Annotated in this window: 18 protein-coding genes; 11 read left to right on the top strand and 7 right to left on the bottom strand. The window is 34.5% G+C overall.

The genetic code is table 11. The annotated features are described in order from the left end of the window. The first annotated feature begins 46 nt into the window (after window positions 1-46). Complete coding sequence (locus ACHRV5_RS04925) at window positions 47-619, top strand: L-threonylcarbamoyladenylate synthase (RefSeq protein ID WP_047776201.1); 573 nt, start codon at window positions 47-49, stop codon at window positions 617-619. A gap of 359 nt (window positions 620-978) precedes the next feature. Here ACHRV5_RS04925 and ACHRV5_RS04920 read toward each other — a convergent pair whose 3' ends face one another. After that, complete coding sequence (locus ACHRV5_RS04920; RefSeq protein WP_395425982.1) at window positions 979-2,103, bottom strand: cysteine desulfurase family protein; 1,125 nt, start codon at window positions 2,101-2,103, stop codon at window positions 979-981. An 83-nt stretch (window positions 2,104-2,186) separates the two neighbouring features. Between ACHRV5_RS04920 and ACHRV5_RS04915 the strand changes: the two genes are divergently transcribed. Beyond that, window positions 2,187-3,173, top strand: coding sequence for a hypothetical protein (locus ACHRV5_RS04915; RefSeq protein WP_395425981.1), 987 nt, complete (start codon window positions 2,187-2,189; stop codon window positions 3,171-3,173). Between the two features lie 145 nt (window positions 3,174-3,318). Here ACHRV5_RS04915 and ACHRV5_RS04910 read toward each other — a convergent pair whose 3' ends face one another. Both ACHRV5_RS04910 and ACHRV5_RS04905 read right to left on the bottom strand, forming a co-directional pair. Then, a complete protein-coding gene (locus tag ACHRV5_RS04910; protein ID WP_395425980.1) occupies window positions 3,319-3,870 on the bottom strand; it encodes a Smr/MutS family protein in 552 nt (183 codons plus the stop codon). Next, window positions 3,860-4,045, bottom strand: a complete 186-nt coding sequence (locus tag ACHRV5_RS04905; protein WP_230001531.1) for a hypothetical protein — start codon at window positions 4,043-4,045, stop codon at window positions 3,860-3,862. The genes ACHRV5_RS04910 and ACHRV5_RS04905 overlap by 11 nt, the downstream gene beginning before the upstream one ends. 105 nt (window positions 4,046-4,150) lie before the next feature. Here ACHRV5_RS04905 and ACHRV5_RS04900 point away from each other — a divergent pair, with 105 nt between their 5' ends. Beyond that, a complete protein-coding gene (locus tag ACHRV5_RS04900) occupies window positions 4,151-4,429 on the top strand; it encodes a DUF2752 domain-containing protein (RefSeq protein WP_395425979.1) in 279 nt (92 codons plus the stop codon). A gap of 20 nt (window positions 4,430-4,449) precedes the next feature. On the opposite strand, the gene ACHRV5_RS04895 is transcribed toward ACHRV5_RS04900, so the two are convergent. Then, window positions 4,450-5,151 (bottom strand): DUF1003 domain-containing protein, encoded by a 702-nt coding sequence (locus tag ACHRV5_RS04895; protein WP_395425978.1) that lies wholly within the window; start codon window positions 5,149-5,151, stop codon window positions 4,450-4,452. A gap of 192 nt (window positions 5,152-5,343) precedes the next feature. Between ACHRV5_RS04895 and epsC the strand changes: the two genes are divergently transcribed. The 3 genes from epsC (at window position 5,344) to ACHRV5_RS04880 (ending at window position 7,680) form a co-directional block, all read left to right on the top strand. After that, complete coding sequence (gene epsC, locus ACHRV5_RS04890; protein WP_047776320.1) at window positions 5,344-6,135, top strand: serine O-acetyltransferase EpsC; 792 nt, start codon at window positions 5,344-5,346, stop codon at window positions 6,133-6,135. A gap of 1 nt (window position 6,136) precedes the next feature. Then, complete coding sequence (gene cysM / locus ACHRV5_RS04885; protein ID WP_395425977.1) at window positions 6,137-7,024, top strand: cysteine synthase CysM; 888 nt, start codon at window positions 6,137-6,139, stop codon at window positions 7,022-7,024. A 212-nt stretch (window positions 7,025-7,236) separates the two neighbouring features. After that, entirely contained in the window at window positions 7,237-7,680 is a 444-nt protein-coding gene (locus ACHRV5_RS04880) for a hypothetical protein (RefSeq protein ID WP_230001526.1), read from the top strand. Here ACHRV5_RS04880 and ACHRV5_RS04875 read toward each other — a convergent pair whose 3' ends face one another. Further along, complete coding sequence (locus ACHRV5_RS04875) at window positions 7,681-8,667, bottom strand: sensor histidine kinase (protein ID WP_395425976.1); 987 nt, start codon at window positions 8,665-8,667, stop codon at window positions 7,681-7,683. It lies immediately after the preceding gene. Window positions 8,668-8,888: 221 nt separating this feature from the next. Here ACHRV5_RS04875 and rlmD point away from each other — a divergent pair, with 221 nt between their 5' ends. The 3 genes from rlmD to ACHRV5_RS04860 are packed head-to-tail and all read left to right on the top strand — an operon-like array spanning window position 8,889 to window position 11,618. Beyond that, complete coding sequence (gene rlmD / locus ACHRV5_RS04870; protein WP_047776222.1) at window positions 8,889-10,301, top strand: 23S rRNA (uracil(1939)-C(5))-methyltransferase RlmD; 1,413 nt, start codon at window positions 8,889-8,891, stop codon at window positions 10,299-10,301. 11 nt (window positions 10,302-10,312) lie between these two features. Beyond that, window positions 10,313-10,840, top strand: coding sequence for a DUF6452 family protein (locus ACHRV5_RS04865; RefSeq protein WP_395425975.1), 528 nt, complete (start codon window positions 10,313-10,315; stop codon window positions 10,838-10,840). Then, window positions 10,812-11,618: a DUF6048 family protein gene (locus tag ACHRV5_RS04860; protein WP_047776226.1), complete on the top strand. Its 807-nt coding sequence runs from the start codon at window positions 10,812-10,814 to the stop codon at window positions 11,616-11,618. The genes ACHRV5_RS04865 and ACHRV5_RS04860 overlap by 29 nt, the downstream gene beginning before the upstream one ends. A gap of 264 nt (window positions 11,619-11,882) precedes the next feature. On the opposite strand, the gene ACHRV5_RS04855 is transcribed toward ACHRV5_RS04860, so the two are convergent. Both ACHRV5_RS04855 and ACHRV5_RS04850 read right to left on the bottom strand, forming a co-directional pair. Next, a complete protein-coding gene (locus tag ACHRV5_RS04855; protein ID WP_047776321.1) occupies window positions 11,883-12,119 on the bottom strand; it encodes a hypothetical protein in 237 nt (78 codons plus the stop codon). A 151-nt stretch (window positions 12,120-12,270) separates the two neighbouring features. Beyond that, on the bottom strand, window positions 12,271-13,434 hold the full coding sequence (locus ACHRV5_RS04850; protein WP_395425974.1) for a class I SAM-dependent RNA methyltransferase: 1,164 nt from the start codon (window positions 13,432-13,434) through the stop codon (window positions 12,271-12,273). A 159-nt stretch (window positions 13,435-13,593) separates the two neighbouring features. Here ACHRV5_RS04850 and ACHRV5_RS04845 point away from each other — a divergent pair, with 159 nt between their 5' ends. Beyond that, window positions 13,594-14,358, top strand: a complete 765-nt coding sequence (locus ACHRV5_RS04845) for a bifunctional 2-polyprenyl-6-hydroxyphenol methylase/3-demethylubiquinol 3-O-methyltransferase UbiG (RefSeq protein ID WP_047776229.1) — start codon at window positions 13,594-13,596, stop codon at window positions 14,356-14,358. 90 nt (window positions 14,359-14,448) lie between these two features. Continuing rightward, window positions 14,449-15,117: a ZIP family metal transporter gene (locus ACHRV5_RS04840; RefSeq protein WP_047776231.1), complete on the top strand. Its 669-nt coding sequence runs from the start codon at window positions 14,449-14,451 to the stop codon at window positions 15,115-15,117. The last annotated feature ends 178 nt before the right edge of the window (window positions 15,118-15,295 follow it).

The raw sequence follows: 15,295 nt of genomic DNA, 5'->3' as shown, positions 1-15,295 counted from the left end.
ATCGTTTTTTACGAAGTATTACAATTACAAAGTAAATTTTTCAATTATGAGTCAGGATATCAATCAGGAAATAATCAACGCCTACGAAGTTATTAAAGAAGGCGGAATCATCCTTTACCCTACCGATACGGTTTGGGGAATTGGTTGTGATGCCACCAATCCGGAAGCAGTTGCCAAAATATACAAACTCAAACAACGTGCAGAAACACAAAGTATGATTGTTTTGATGAATGGAGAAAAAATGATGTACAACGTTTTTAAAAACATTCCTGAAGTTGCCTGGCAGCTTTTAGACTTGTCTGAAAAACCAACTACCTTAATTTTAGATGAACCGAGAAATGTTGCTGCAAATATAATTGCAGCTGATAATTCGCTTGGAATCCGCCTCGTAAAAGAGCCTTTTTGTTTTAAACTATTAGAGCGAATGAAAAAACCATTGGTTTCTACTTCTGCTAATATTTCAGGACAACCAACACCCATCGCTTTTAAGGATATCAGTCCCGAAATTGTAAAAGGTGTTGATTATGTGGTAAAATTAAATCAGGATAAACTTGCCGGAAAACCATCAACGATTATCAAATTAACAAACGATTCTCAGGTGAAGGTTATTCGCAAATAGTTTTTGTGTGAAATGTAAAATGGTCTTGGTTAAATTGTTGATTTGAAAAATGCAATGACATGATTTAATCAAGGTTCGTAAAGTTTAATTGTAGCATTACGACTTCTTTTTAATTTTATACCTATTCTTTTTGGACGCAGATTTGACAGATTAGGCTGATTTTATTTACTTTTTATGAAAAATCTGTACAATCTGCCAAATCTGGGTGCAAAAGAAAATCTTTCCGAGCCTTTTAATCGCAAAGTAAAGACAAGGTTTTACGCAAAGTTCGCTATATCTACACACTTTGCACCTTTAGGCCTCTAAACCTAAAAACTCAGAAACTCAGCCTCTCAGAACCTCAGAAACTTTAAAAAAAACTAAACCGTTTTCAAACTCTCAATCAGCCAGTCAATATCTTCTTTGGCATTGTAATGACTGAATGAAATTCGCAAGTTTGGTAGTTTTAAATCTTCTTCTGAAAGCATTTCTTTTAAAACATGGGAAGGTTTAATACTTCCGGATTGGCAGGCACTTCCTCTGGAAACTGCGATTCCTTTCATGTCTAAACTAAACAAAAGCATAGCGGTTTTATCGGAAGAAAAAGGAAGAATGATATTGATGATATTGTAAAAATCTTCTTTTTTACCGTTGATTCTAAAGCCTGGGAAATGAATTTCAAGCTGCTCAATAAGATACATTTTCAAATCTGAAATGTATGTTCTTTCCTGATCTAAATTTTCATAAGAGAGCGCCAACGCTTTTGCCATTCCGGCAATTTGGTGCACGGCTTCTGTACCTGCGCGAAGTCCTTTTTCCTGCTCTCCTCCAAAAATAGAAGGCTGTAATCCCGAATTTCTTCGAATAAAAGCAAATCCGACTCCTTTGGGACCGTGAAATTTATGCGCACTAGCCGAAATAAAATCAACAGGCGTTTTTTGCAGGTCTATTTCTGTTTTGCCAACAGATTGCACCATATCAGAATGAAACAAAGTATTGTATTGCTTGCAAATAACACTTACCCTATCCAGATCCAAAATAGTACCGGTTTCATTATTTACATGCATTAAACTTACGATGGTCTTCTTTTCTTCAGACAACAAATTGGACAAATGAGTCAAATCAATGCTTCCATCGGGATTGATTTTCACATAATCAACCTGAATAGTATACTCCGCTTGCAAAGCCAAGGCGGTATATAAAACAGCATGATGTTCAATTTTGGTCGTAATAATACGCTCTATTTTAAGATCCTTTACTGCAGAACGCAAGATCCAATTATTGGCCTCAGTTCCTCCTGAGGTAAAAATAATTTCCTGTGCAGAACAGTTTAGGTATTTGGCAATACTTTTTCTGGAAAGCTCCAGAATTGTTTTACCGTTTCGTCCAAAGCTGTGAGTTGAAGATGGATTACCAAAATCATCAGTCATGACTTTTGTTATTTCCTGAATAACTTCAGCACGCATAGCAGTTGTCGAGGCGTTATCGAGATATACTTTTTTCATTGCGGCAAAGTTAAGAAATATCAATTGTGAATTCTTAAATATCAATTGCCAAATTTTTCACTATTTTTGACCCAAATATATTTATGATGAGAAAATATGCATGCCTTCTGTTATTCGCCCTTATATTAAACGGCTGCGATGATGGTGATGTAACTGTTGAAACATTAGATTTTAGCGACATCAAACAAGCTTCTAGTTGTCCTAGTAGTAACAATCAATTGGTTTATAAAATTAAAAGTCAGGAATCACTGCTTTTACAATTAGACAAAGACACCTTCAAAAACGAACCAACACTTCCTGGTAAACCAAATACATATCAGATCGATGATAATAAATTTAAGCTTTACTATAGAAGTTACGACGGACCTGTAGGAATACCAAACATATGCGACTTCATTCCTCCCACAACACCTAATGTGATTAATGAATGGTATGCAAAATCCGGAAGAATTGAAATTGCGACTACAGCAATAACATCTACAAACTCAACCACCAATGCTATCACAATTACAGGATACAGTCATAATATTGTCATTAAAAATATAACCTATTCGGTATCCAGTCTGGATATCACACAACCTCAGGTTGTTTTTGGTGATTTTACAACAACCGTAGCTGATGTGGATAAACTGGATTTAGCCTTCACCAGACCACTAGTACAATGTCCTGTTTCAAAACAAATCTACACCTACAATACCAAATCTGCAATGACAATTGATGCCATTGACCCACTATTAATTAAAAATGAAGTAACAGCTGCAAATTCCCCAAGAAGAGGGTTAATCGGGTCAAGTGTAAACAAGCTTTTGTATAAATTATTTACTGGCCCTCCAGTTAGTGACGATTACTTTTGCGGTACAACTATACCAACTACACCTACAGTAAAAGAAACCTGGACCGGAGTCGATGGTGTAGCTAATACAAGTGGTATTATAGAGGTAACCACAACTACAGCTGTAAACAATCAGTTCAAACACACAATTGTACTTAAAAATACTTCTATAAAAAAAGGAAACAACTTTGTTAATTTAGGAACCAGTTATGTATTGGGGGAACTATTAACGAAATAACCAACCTTAATTCCTGTTTGTAAAAAAGTTTTTTTTTCTTACAAAAAAGAAGTCCGTTTTCATGCTAATTTAATTTCAAAATTAGTTCTGAAAACGGACTTTTTTTTACCGTATATTCTGGGTGATCTCACACCCAAAAAGTACTTTACTTGGTATTTTGCCTAAAATAAACTTCGGTCGCTCCTAAGCCATATTTTTGATAATTGGCGTCTTGAAAATCTACTCCGTCATATCGACCCAGCAAAAAGTCAAGTTCTGATTTTAAAATTCCTTCACCAACTCCGTGAATAAAAACTATTTTCGGAATCCGGTTTCTAATCGCAAATTCGATGTGTCTTTTTGCCGTCTCCGTCTGCAAAGTTAAAATATCATAATTGGACATTCCGCGTTTGTTCGGAACCAGTTTTTCGATATGCAAATCAAATTCCGGAGCCGAAATTTCGCGTTTATCTTTGCGTTCTTTCACAAAACTTCTTGGTTTTGGCTCTGTTTTCTCTTTTGTAATCTCATCTAAATTAATTCTTTTAATAGAATTCATTAAATTACTGGTATCTTGCATTTTAAGCAATTCATTGACAAAAAATGTCATCATAAATCCATCCTCCGTTTCAATCAAAACCTCCTTGTTTTTAACTGAAACCACTACTCCGTTTATGGCCTCGTCTAAAACAGAAACCTTATCTCCTTTACTTAACATCTTCTTCTTCTTTATCCTGGTTTTTACTTGGTGTTTTTGCACTCAACTGCATCATTCCATACATGAAAACCACAATGGCAATTATCATGATATAGACATTTTTCTCTGCCGAAACCTGCTCATATAAAGCGACCGATATGGCAAGTAGCATTATTAAAATTTTAAAAGCTTTCATATTTTTAAATCATAAGAACTCAAAAGTAAGAAACTTTAAAATAGCAGTTCTTACCTCCGGAAACATTATCATATATTTTTTGTAAAATTGTAAAAATTAAAACCCATGAGTTTAGAACATTATATGCTCCCCTGCCCTTTCAAAACGCTCTTTGGAATAGAGTGTTTAGGCTGTGGTTTTCAACGTGCTTTATTCTTACTTTTTCAGGGTGAATTTTTAGCCGCTTTTAAGATGTATCCAGCACTCTATTCTACGCTTCTTTTTTTGGGTTTTATTCTTTTGTATTATTTCGACAAATCAAAAAACTACACCAAACTACTTTGGATTTCCGGAATCCTAAATGCCCTTTTTATGGTTGCGGGATATTGGTATAAACACTTTTAAATCCAAATATTACACTCCAATTATTTTTTAATCTGGTTTAGAATATCATCCATCATTTCGATTTGTACTTTCTGAATTTCGATTAACTCCTGTTGTTGGTGCATAATCAAATGATCAATTTTATCGTGAATCATTCTAATTTCCAATTCCGATTTTAAGTTAATCATATAATCTTTTTTGGCACGATTTCTATCTTTTTCTTCCTGACGGTTCTGACTCATCATAATTACCGGAGCTTGTAATGCGGCAATACAGGATAAAATTAAATTAAGCAAAATAAAAGGATAAGGGTCGAAACCTTTATTCACCAAAATCCAGACATTCAAAGCAATCCAAACGATGATAAAAAACAGAAATGAGATTATAAACGTCCAACTCCCTCCAAAATCAGCCACCTTATCGGCTATTTTTTGTCCAAAACTTCTGTTCTCATCTTCATCCTCAACAATACTCACTATTGATTTATCTTCTTTTAATGACTCAATAACATTCTTTTCAAGATCCGAAAGGGCTCCAATCTCCGTAGATAAATAATTGGAGATGTATTTCTGACGATAGGCATTCAATTCCTTAACCGCTATGAAATCACTATCGCAAAAAGTCGGATAATCTTTTACAATAAGGCCTAAAATAGGATCATGAATCGATTTTCCCGAAATTTTATCCTTTGCAGGGAAAGACAAATTTGAAATAGCACTTTTAAAAGTCGGATTGTTTTTCATTTTAATGTGTTTTAACTGCTAATTTAAGCATTTAACTTATTCCGAATCACAATAAATTAGTAGTCTGTTATTTTTCTTTATTTATCACAAATCCAATTCGCAAAACAAAATTTCTTTAGGCAAATCATGCCTTTGTTTCCAAAAAACACCTTACTTTTAAGGCTTCAAAAATATTCATTCAATTTTACAATTGTGTCAAAAGAACTTATCATACAAAATATAAAAGCGTTAAAAAGTCATTTAAATATAAATTACGGGATCAAAACCAAAACGGAAGACTTTACCGAAAAGCTTTTTTACACTCTTTTTGATTCTAATGCAGCATTAGATCAAAGTATCCAGGAACTTGAAGTACGATTTAAAGAGATTGCTATTCTGGCCTGCAAAAAACCGGAAAACTTGTGCGAGTCGATCTGGGAACGTTTTCTGGAAAAACTTCCGGGCGTCTTAGAAAAACTAAATGAGGATGCGGAGTATATTTTAGAAAATGACCCTGCGTCTAACAGTATTGACGAGGTTTATTTAGCTTATCCAGGCTTTTACGCCATTGCTATTTACCGATTAAGTCACGAATTGTACCTTATGGACTTGCTACTCTTCTCGAGATTAATGAGTGAATACGCACATCGAATTACCGGAACCGACATTCATGCCGGCGCTACTATTGCTTCACCGTTTTTTATTGATCATGCCACCGGTATTGTTATTGGAGAAACCACCGTTATCGAAAAACATGTCAAAATTTACCAGGGTGTTACTTTAGGTGCTTTGAGTGTAAGCAAAGAAATGAAAAATGCCAAACGCCACCCAACCGTTGAAAAAAATGTTTGCATTTACGCAAATGCGACCATTTTAGGAGGAGAAACCGTTATTGGCAAAAACAGTATTGTAGGAGGAAATGCCTGGATCACCAAGTCGATTCCTGCCGATTCTATTGTAACAAATACCACCACTACAGAAATTAAAATAAAAGAAAAAAGATAATATGGGTCCACAGAAACTGCTAAACCTAATTGGAAATACACCATTGATGGAAACAGTCAATTTGGTTAAAAATAAAAATGTAAAACTGCTATTAAAATTAGAAGGAAATAATCCCGGCGGAAGCGTAAAAGACAGAGCCGCTTATAACATGATCGCATCGGCACTTGAAAGAGGCGACATCAAAAAAGGAGACAAACTAATTGAAGCAACCAGTGGAAATACGGGAATTGCGCTTGCGATGATCGCTCAATTGTTTCAAATAGAAATAGAATTAGTATTACCGGAAGATTCTACAAAAGAACGAACACAGACCATGCGTGCTTATGGCGCTACAGTGATTTTAACACCTGCCAGTGAAGGAATTATCGGTTCGCGTGACTACGCCGACAAAAAGGTCGCAGAAGGCGGTTATTTGATGTTAAATCAATTCGCCAATGAAGACAACTGGAAAGCACACTATAAAACTACGGGACCTGAAATCTGGAACGATACGGAAGGAACGGTAACCCATTTCGTTTCGGCAATGGGAACAACCGGAACAATCATTGGAACTTCGACTTATTTAAAAGAAAAAAATCAGGACATTCAGATCATTGGTGCACAACCAAGCGATGGTTCTCAAATTCCGGGAATTCGCAAATGGCCAAAAGAATACTTACCTAAAATTTTTGATGCTTCAAAAGTTGATACTGTGATTGATGTCAGCGAAGAAGAAGCGCGTCAAATGACCAAACGTTTAGCCCTAGAAGAAGGTGTTTTTGCAGGAATGAGCAGCGGAGGTTCTGTTGCAGTAGCTCTAAAAATAGCAGAACAATTAGAATCGGGAGTTATCGTAGCTGTAATCTGCGATCGTGGGGATCGCTATCTTTCTTCTGATTTATTTGATTAAGAAAAAGAGACTAAGTTTCTGAGATGCTAAGTCAAAAAATTTTCTTTTCATTGTAAATCAAAATTTATCATTTTAGCCTCTCAGAATCTTATTCAAATTAAACAGAATCTTCCATTATTAGGACTAAACTCAGTCACTTCAAACAAAAAATTCCATTCCAAAATTAAACTCAGTACCTTAGCTCCTCAGGAACTTAGTCACTTCAAACAAAAATGCTTACAAAATCAAATTTCAAAGAATGGTTTAACAGGTATAAATATGCTGAATTAGCAAGTACAACAGCAGCACTTCTGACCTCATTCTTCAGCACAATCTACAGCGGATTAACAACAGCCTACCTTATTACCTTTGCCGAATACCTTGCTTTTTACGGGACTATTCTGGTTTCTTCTTATAGAAAAATTGCACAGCAGAATAAACTTCAAAACAAAACAACCACATTTGGTGAGATGGTATCTCTTGTCAAAAATTTAGTTTTAGAGTTTGGATATCCGGCGTTTTTAGACTTTTTAGTCGTTCGCCCTTTTTGCATGTATTGGATGCCAATCTTATGCGGAAACTATTTCTTCGGAATTATTCTGGGAAAAATAACAGCAGATACTTGTTTCTATTTTTTCACCATTATCAATTACGAAATCATCAAGAAAAGATCCTGATTAGAGTTCAAAAACGATTTTAAATTCAGCTCCTTTATTTTTCCCTTCACTGGTAGCACTTAAGATACCTCTATTTCTCTCTATGATTTTTTTACAGAGATAAAGCCCAATTCCGGTTGAGGATTCTTTTGCTGTCCCTAATCGGCTCATTGTGGTGAACTTTTTAAACAATTCATCAATTTGATGTTTGTCAAAACCAATCCCCTTGTCAGTGACCGTAATGATCAATTCTTCATCTTCAAAATAGATTCTCACTTTAATTTCACTATCAAAGTAAGAAAATTTTATTGCGTTACTGATCAGATTCACTAAAACCTGAACCAACAAACCTTCTTCGATTCTCAGTTTAGCTTCAGATAACTCTAAACTCAAAGTCAGCTTAATATTTTTATCAATCAGTCGTTGTTCAACCTGCTCATTGATAAAAGGCAAAATATTAGGGAAAACAATCGTTTTTAATTCCTGATTCATTTTTACAATCTGATCCTGTTCATTCAACAATTTTATAAAATTATCGATATATCTAAATTGCAAATTAGTGGACTCACAAATCAAACTGGCCAGATGTTTCACCGAGTCTGACGGATTTTCGCTTATAATCAGATTGGCTAAACCCTGAGGATTTCCTGCAAAGTTTTTTAAATCATGCGAAAGCATATAAATTAAATCCTGTTTTTCATTTATATAACTTTCCGCTTCATAAATAGACTCCTGAATATTACACATTAGCAAACCCGCCTCATCACTGTATTCCGTTGGCAAAACCGATAATCTTCTGTTATTTCTGTAATCGTCTAAAGATTTTGAAGCCTTTGCTATCGGCTCAATTAGATTCTTTAAAACCAAGAGTGTTATCGCGGTTGCCAGTAAGGTCATTATTAAAGAAAAAACCAAAACAGAAGCCGGTGAAATAGAAGTGTCAAAATAAAGCACAAAAAACAAAATACCGATAAGGGGAATATGTATACCTATAAAAGCTACAAACAAGAATTTGAATGCGTAACTCTTCTTTAAAAAGCTAATTTGTGAAAGATTGTGATACAACTTCATAAAAAGATAACAAAACTATAGGTTAAAAATGTAGCTTTTGGGATTATTGCTAAAACAAAGTTACTTTTAAAAGTCGATTAAACTAACAATTTAAAAAAAATGGTAAAATATTTTAAAATTTAAATTTATAAAAGTTTACAAACCCTTATTTTTGCGCTATGGGAAGAAAAAATACAGACAAAGTTGTCTTTCATCAAATTCAAGTTCTTGATGCTGGAGCAAAGGGAGTATCAGTAGCAAAGGCTCCTGACGGAAAAGTGATCTTTATTCCGAATGTGGTACCTGGTGATGTAGTTGATGTACAAACTTTTAAGAAAAGAAAAGCCTATTATGAAGGTAAAGCAGTAAAATTTCATGAATTATCAGAGCATCGCATTGATCCTATTTGCGATCATTTTGGTGTTTGTGGAGGATGTAAATGGCAAAACATGAAATACAGTCAACAGCTGTATTACAAGCAAAACGAAGTAAAAAATCATTTACAACGTATTGGAAAAGTGGAGCTTCCTGAATTCGAAACTATTTTGGGTTCAGATAAACAGTTTTTCTACAGAAATAAAATGGAATTTTCGTTTTCTAACAGTCGTTGGTTAACGGAGAAAGAAATTGATAGTACGGAAGATTTAGGAAACAGAAATGCCTTAGGATTCCATATTCCAAAAATGTGGGATAAAATCCTTGACATTACCAAGTGTCACCTTCAGGAAGATCCTTCAAATGCTATCCGTAACGAAATCAGAGCATTTGCCAACGAGCATAATTTAGCTTTTTTCAATCCTAGAGAGCATTCCGGTTTATTGCGTACTTTTATGATTCGCACGGCTTCAACAGGAGAAATCATGGTTTTAATTCAGTTTTTTGAAGAGGACCAAAAGAACAGAGAATTGTTATTAGATCATTTATATGAAAAGTTTCCACAGATTACTTCTTTGCAGTATGTAATTAATGGAAAAGCAAATGATACCATCTACGATCAGGATGTTAAATTATATAAAGGAAGAGATTATATCCTCGAAGAAATGGAAGGTTTAAAATTTAGCATTAATGCGAAATCATTTTACCAAACCAACTCTGACCAAGCTTACGAATTGTATAAAATAACACGTGATTTTGCAGGTCTTTCCGGCAACGAAACGGTTTATGATTTATATACAGGAACCGGAACTATTGCTCAGTTTGTTTCTAAAAAGGCAAAAAAAGTAATCGGGGTAGAAAGTGTACCTGAAGCTATTTTGGACGCTAAAGCCAATGCAGAACGCAATAATATTACCAATTGTGAGTTTTTTGTTGGAGACATGAAAGTAGTGTTTAATGAGGCTTTCATTGCACAACACGGAAAACCTGATGTAATTATTACAGATCCGCCAAGAGATGGTATGCACGCTGCCGTTATTGATCAGATTTTGAAAATTGCACCTAAAAAAGTTGTTTACGTAAGTTGTAATTCAGCTACGCAAGCACGTGATTTAGCTTTGATGGATGAAAAATACAAGGTAACGCGTGTTCGTCCGGTAGATATGTTCCCGCAAACGCATCATGTTGAAAATGTTGTACTTTTAGAACTTAGATAACAAAAATATACATGAAAAAAATAATCTCTTTTTTATTGCTTTTTGCTTTTGGTTTATCCGGCTGCGAGAAAGATGACATTTGTGATGCAGATACACCAACAACGCCACGTTTAGTAATCTCCTTTTATGACATAACCAATGCATCTATAAAAAAGAATGTAAAAAACCTTAAAGTAATTGGTAAAGATCAAGATAGAGGTATTGTTTTCAACAAAACCGGTATTGGTGATGCAATGTACATAACCAGTGCGAACACTATATCTATTCCTTTAAGAACAGATGCTGACACGACAACTTATACGTTTATATATGACTCCGGAAATCCGAATTCTCCTGAGTTTAATACGGATGTACTGGAATTTAAGTACACGCGTCAAAACATTTATGTTTCAAGAGCTTGTGGTGTTAAAACTATTTTTAATCTAGAAGCTTTCATTCGAATAATCCCTGATGCTGACACCCCTTGGATGAAACAAATTAACATAAAAAAAACTAACATTGAATACGAAAATGAGACACATGTTGAAGTATTTTTTTAGTATTCCTCTCTTGTTTTCAATGTTTATGGTTCAGGCGCAAGAAACAACCAAAACAAAAGAAACTGTTCAGGAAAAACCAAAATCGGAAATCAAAAAACCAGCTGCTCAGCAGGTTACAACGGACACAATCCCACCAAAAACAGATCGATACGGTCTGCGCGTTGGTGTTGATGTTTACAAACTAACACGTGGTTTTTACGACAAAGATTATAAAGGTGTTGAATTTACAGGTGATTTTCGTCTAACGAAAAAATACTATTTAGCGGCAGAACTTGGTTTTGAAGACAAAACCACTGATGACGACAGAGTAAACTCCACCGCAACAGGAACGTATATAAAAGGAGGTTTTGACTACAATACGTATCAAAACTGGCTTGATATGGAAAACCTTATCACTATAGGGTTACGAGGTGGTTTTAGTACTTTTAGCCAACAATTAAATACTTATAAAATCTATAATCGAGATCCTTACTGGTCATCACAAGAATCAATTGTTTCAGGTGAAAAATACAATGGTCTTACCGCTGCCTGGCTCGAAGTTGCTATGGGAGTTAAAGCAAAAGTTTTCAATAACGTATTCGTTGGTTTTGGTGTTCAGCTAAAACTTTTAGTAAGCAATAAAGAACCAGGGAATTTTGAAAATCTTTACATTCCCGGTTTCAACAGAACCTATGACGGAAATTTTGGAGTAGGTTTTAATTATACTGTTTCTTATTTTATTCCGCTTTACAAGAAAAAAGTAATCATTCCGGAGATTAAGGACATTCCGAAGAAATAGGTTTTTCTTAAGTTGCTAAGCTCCTAAGTCGCTAAGTTTCTGAGTTTTTTAACTAAAAAAAATAAGCCCAAAATTCATGAATTAAACTTAATAATTCTTGAATTTTGGGCTTTTATTTTATGAGAAAAACTCAATCTCAGACGAATCAAAACTAAAAGTTATGATATACTTTGTCTCGTTTTTAGAATCTCGCAAAGACGCAGAGTCACTAAGTTTTTTTCTTAGAAAATCAGTCACTTAGAAGCTTAGCAACTTAAGAAAAACCTACCCTATTTCTCTAATTCCTTTTATAAAAATCCATTTCATAAAAAGCTTTTCACCGTCTTTGGTTTTTACTGCTTGAAATTTAGGCGAAATCAAAGTTGCGGCAATAAAAGAGGTCACCGGAATCCAAAGTCCCGTTAATCCGGTATAGCTTGCTACCAAATACCTTCCCGCTATAAACAAAATAGCGAAACATCCCAACTGATATAAAAAACCTCTTACTTGTAGTTTTGTCATTTTTTTTTAAGTTGCTAAGGTTCTGAGATACTGAGTTTCTAAGATTTTTTTTTAATCTGACTACTCAACATCTTAGAACCTTATAATTATTATTTTAAATTGTATAGAAAAGCTTAGCACCTCAGAAACTTAGTCCCTTAGAACCTTTTTCCTATTCATTAACCTGAAACTTAGTTCTCTTACTTCCTTCGTACATTTCGTACTTCACCAAACGCGCTTCTAAACTTGCGTTGAAAAGTTTGATTTTTCTGGACGGTTTTAATCCAACAAATTTCAGTGCTTCAAGATTGGCTGTAATAAACCAGGCGTTTGTTCCCGGGTAGCTTTTCTTCAAAGTATCTCCAATATTTTTATAGAATTCTTCCATATGAATGTCCAAACGTTCATCATAAGGAGGATTGAAAACCATGTGTAATTTACCTTCAACCGCTTTTTCGCTATCAAAAAAGTTATTTTCCTGAACCGTAACGTAATCTTCTAAATTAGCGTTTCTGATGTTATCTTTAGCTTTATTTACTGCACTTGGTGCTTTATCAAAACCTTTTATGGTGTAATGAAATTCTTTTGTCTTTTTCATCAGACTGTTTACAATCTCATCAAATAAATCGTTGTCCCAGTCTTTCCATTTCTCAAAAGCAAACTCTTTACGATTAATGTTTGCCGGAATATTACAAGCAATCATAGCAGCTTCTGCCAAAAACGTTCCCGAACCACACATTGGATCCAGAAAATGACTTTGTCCTTCCCAACCTGACAACAATAAAATTCCTGCTGCCAAAACCTCATTAATCGGTGCAATATTCGTAGCAGTTCTGTAACCACGTTGGTGCAATGAATTCCCTGAAGTATCCAACGCAACCGAAACCTGATCTTTGTCAATATGAATGTTAATTCTTAAATCCGGAAAAGCTTTATCAATACTCGGACGTTGCCCTGTTCGCTCTCTAAATTGATCTACAATCGCATCTTTACACTTTTGAGAAACAAACTCAGAGTGATTAAAATAAGTAGAATGTACTGTAGCATCAATAACAAAAGTCTGATTGGCATTCAATAATTTAGACCAGTTTACACCTGAAATTCCTTTATACAATGCCTGTTCATTATTGGCTCTGAAAGAATATATAGGTTTCAAAACTTTAAGAGCAGTACGCAACGACAAATTGGCTTTGTACATAAATCCTTTGTCGCCTTTAAAACTAACCATTCGCACTCCTTTTTCTACATCCTGAGCACCAAGCGCACGCAACTCATTTTCCAATATTTCTTCAAAACCAAAAAAACATTTGGCTATCATTCTAAAATTTTCTTCCATTTTTTCTCTAAATTAAAACAGATTTCTTATCAATCTCAAATCTGCATTAAAAATTTCACCTTACACACAATGATTCACGAGGTATCATTGCTAAATAGTTATTTTTCGGCAAAAATACACTAAATTTGCGGGACTTTTGAATTAATTGAAATAGAATAAATGTCTGACGCATCGAACTCATCCACACCGAATCAGGAACGTAACACCGAAAATTGGTTTACTTCGTGGTTTGACACTCCCTATTACCACATTCTTTATAAAGATAGAAACTACCGCGAAGCTCAGATTTTCATGGATAATCTTACACATTATCTAAATTTACCTGAAAAAGCAAAAGTACTCGATCTTGCCTGCGGGAAAGGCCGTCACTCTATTTACTTAAACCAATTAGGTTTTAACGTAATAGGAGCCGATTTATCTGAAAACAGTATTGCTGAAGCAAGCAAAAACAGTAATGAGACACTTCATTTTAAGGTACACGATATGCGTGAGCCTTTTGAAGAAAAATTTGATGCGATATTCAATTTGTTTACCAGTTTTGGTTATTTCGAAAGTGATGACGACAATCTAACCACCTTAAAAGCCATAAAAGAAAGCTTATCCGAATATGGTTTTGCTGTAATTGATTTCATGAATGTAACTCAGGTCTTAGAAACTTTGGTTCCAGAAGAAATTAAAACAGTAGACGATATCGATTTTAAAATCAAAAGATATCTACAAGACGGACATATTTTTAAAGAAATAGATTTTGAAGATAAAGGCCAGCATTTTCATTTTACTGAAAAAGTAAAAGCCTTGACATTAAAGGATTTCGAAGAGTTAATGAATGAAGCAGGTATTTTTCTTTTAGATACTTTTGGAGATTATAAACTAAAAAAGTTTCATAAGACTGAAAGCGAACGATTAATCATGATTTTTAAATAAAATGGTTTAATTGCCACTTTGTTTAACCGTTGCATCGATTAAACAACTCAACAGTTAAACGATTAAACTTAACAAACGATTAAACAAAAAATGAACTACTTATTACCTTTATTTTCGGTACTTCTGGGCTATATTGTAGCTTTGTTTTTAAAGCCAAAAAACAAATCCAATCTAAAACTTTTATTAGCTTTTAGCGGCTCGTTTTTACTATCCTTGACGGTTATGCACCTGTTGCCGGAAGTTTACGCGTCACACAATCATAATATTGGTTTGTTTATCATGGTGGGAATCCTGTTCCAGATCATTCTGGAATTTTTCTCACAAGGCGCAGAACATGGTCATGTTCACGGGCACGAAAAAATGAACCAAATCCCGTGGTTGCTTTTTATAAGTTTGTGTATTCATGCTTTTTTAGAAGGTTTCCCAGTCAGCCATCATCATGATTTAGCGATTGGAATTGCAATTCATCATTTGCCAATTGCCATTATATTAACGACATTTTTCCTAAACGCAAGTTTAAATAAAAAAGCCATTTTTGCTTTTATGCTAACTTTTGCAGTTATGACGCCGTTAGGCACAATCGCATCAGAATATTTGCCGATTTTAAACGAATACTATACAGAGATTACAGCAGTTGTTATCGGTATCTTGTTTCATATCTCCTCTACTATTATTTTTGAAAGTAGTGAAGGACATAAATTTAATGTCGCTAAAGTGTCGATGATCGTTCTTGGGGTTCTGTTGGCTTTTTTCTTATAATTAACAGCAACAGATCTTGACAAGAGATTTTATTTGATAAATCGCTTACAATACCGACATTTCATAAACATACAGGAGCAGGTTGCTTCTAATTCCTCACAAAAAACTAATTGGTACAAATATATTTCGTTGTTATAAGCCTTAAAACTTTGTAACTTTGAGGCTTTGTAACACAGCA

Source organism: Flavobacterium sp. FlaQc-52, from assembly GCF_044007495.1.
Taxonomy (GTDB): Bacteria; Bacteroidota; Bacteroidia; order Flavobacteriales; family Flavobacteriaceae; genus Flavobacterium; species Flavobacterium cupriresistens.
The sequence above is the reverse complement of the archived record's forward strand: the minus strand, read 5'-3'. Positions and strand labels throughout refer to the sequence as shown.

Coding starts and splice junctions, on each gene's coding strand:
- ACHRV5_RS04925 (WP_047776201.1), top strand. CDS start 47: ATGAGTCAGGATATCAATCAGGAAATAATCAACGCCTACGAAGTTATT.
- ACHRV5_RS04920 (WP_395425982.1), bottom strand. CDS start 2,103: ATGAAAAAAGTATATCTCGATAACGCCTCGACAACTGCTATGCGTGCT.
- ACHRV5_RS04915 (WP_395425981.1), top strand. CDS start 2,187: ATGATGAGAAAATATGCATGCCTTCTGTTATTCGCCCTTATATTAAAC.
- ACHRV5_RS04910 (WP_395425980.1), bottom strand. CDS start 3,870: ATGTTAAGTAAAGGAGATAAGGTTTCTGTTTTAGACGAGGCCATAAAC.
- ACHRV5_RS04905 (WP_230001531.1), bottom strand. CDS start 4,045: ATGAAAGCTTTTAAAATTTTAATAATGCTACTTGCCATATCGGTCGCT.
- ACHRV5_RS04900 (WP_395425979.1), top strand. CDS start 4,151: ATGAGTTTAGAACATTATATGCTCCCCTGCCCTTTCAAAACGCTCTTT.
- ACHRV5_RS04895 (WP_395425978.1), bottom strand. CDS start 5,151: ATGAAAAACAATCCGACTTTTAAAAGTGCTATTTCAAATTTGTCTTTC.
- cysM (WP_395425977.1), top strand. CDS start 6,137: ATGGGTCCACAGAAACTGCTAAACCTAATTGGAAATACACCATTGATG.
- ACHRV5_RS04880 (WP_230001526.1), top strand. CDS start 7,237: ATGCTTACAAAATCAAATTTCAAAGAATGGTTTAACAGGTATAAATAT.
- rlmD (WP_047776222.1), top strand. CDS start 8,889: ATGGGAAGAAAAAATACAGACAAAGTTGTCTTTCATCAAATTCAAGTT.
- ACHRV5_RS04865 (WP_395425975.1), top strand. CDS start 10,313: ATGAAAAAAATAATCTCTTTTTTATTGCTTTTTGCTTTTGGTTTATCC.
- ACHRV5_RS04860 (WP_047776226.1), top strand. CDS start 10,812: ATGAGACACATGTTGAAGTATTTTTTTAGTATTCCTCTCTTGTTTTCA.
- ACHRV5_RS04855 (WP_047776321.1), bottom strand. CDS start 12,119: ATGACAAAACTACAAGTAAGAGGTTTTTTATATCAGTTGGGATGTTTC.
- ACHRV5_RS04850 (WP_395425974.1), bottom strand. CDS start 13,434: ATGGAAGAAAATTTTAGAATGATAGCCAAATGTTTTTTTGGTTTTGAA.
- ACHRV5_RS04845 (WP_047776229.1), top strand. CDS start 13,594: ATGTCTGACGCATCGAACTCATCCACACCGAATCAGGAACGTAACACC.
- ACHRV5_RS04840 (WP_047776231.1), top strand. CDS start 14,449: ATGAACTACTTATTACCTTTATTTTCGGTACTTCTGGGCTATATTGTA.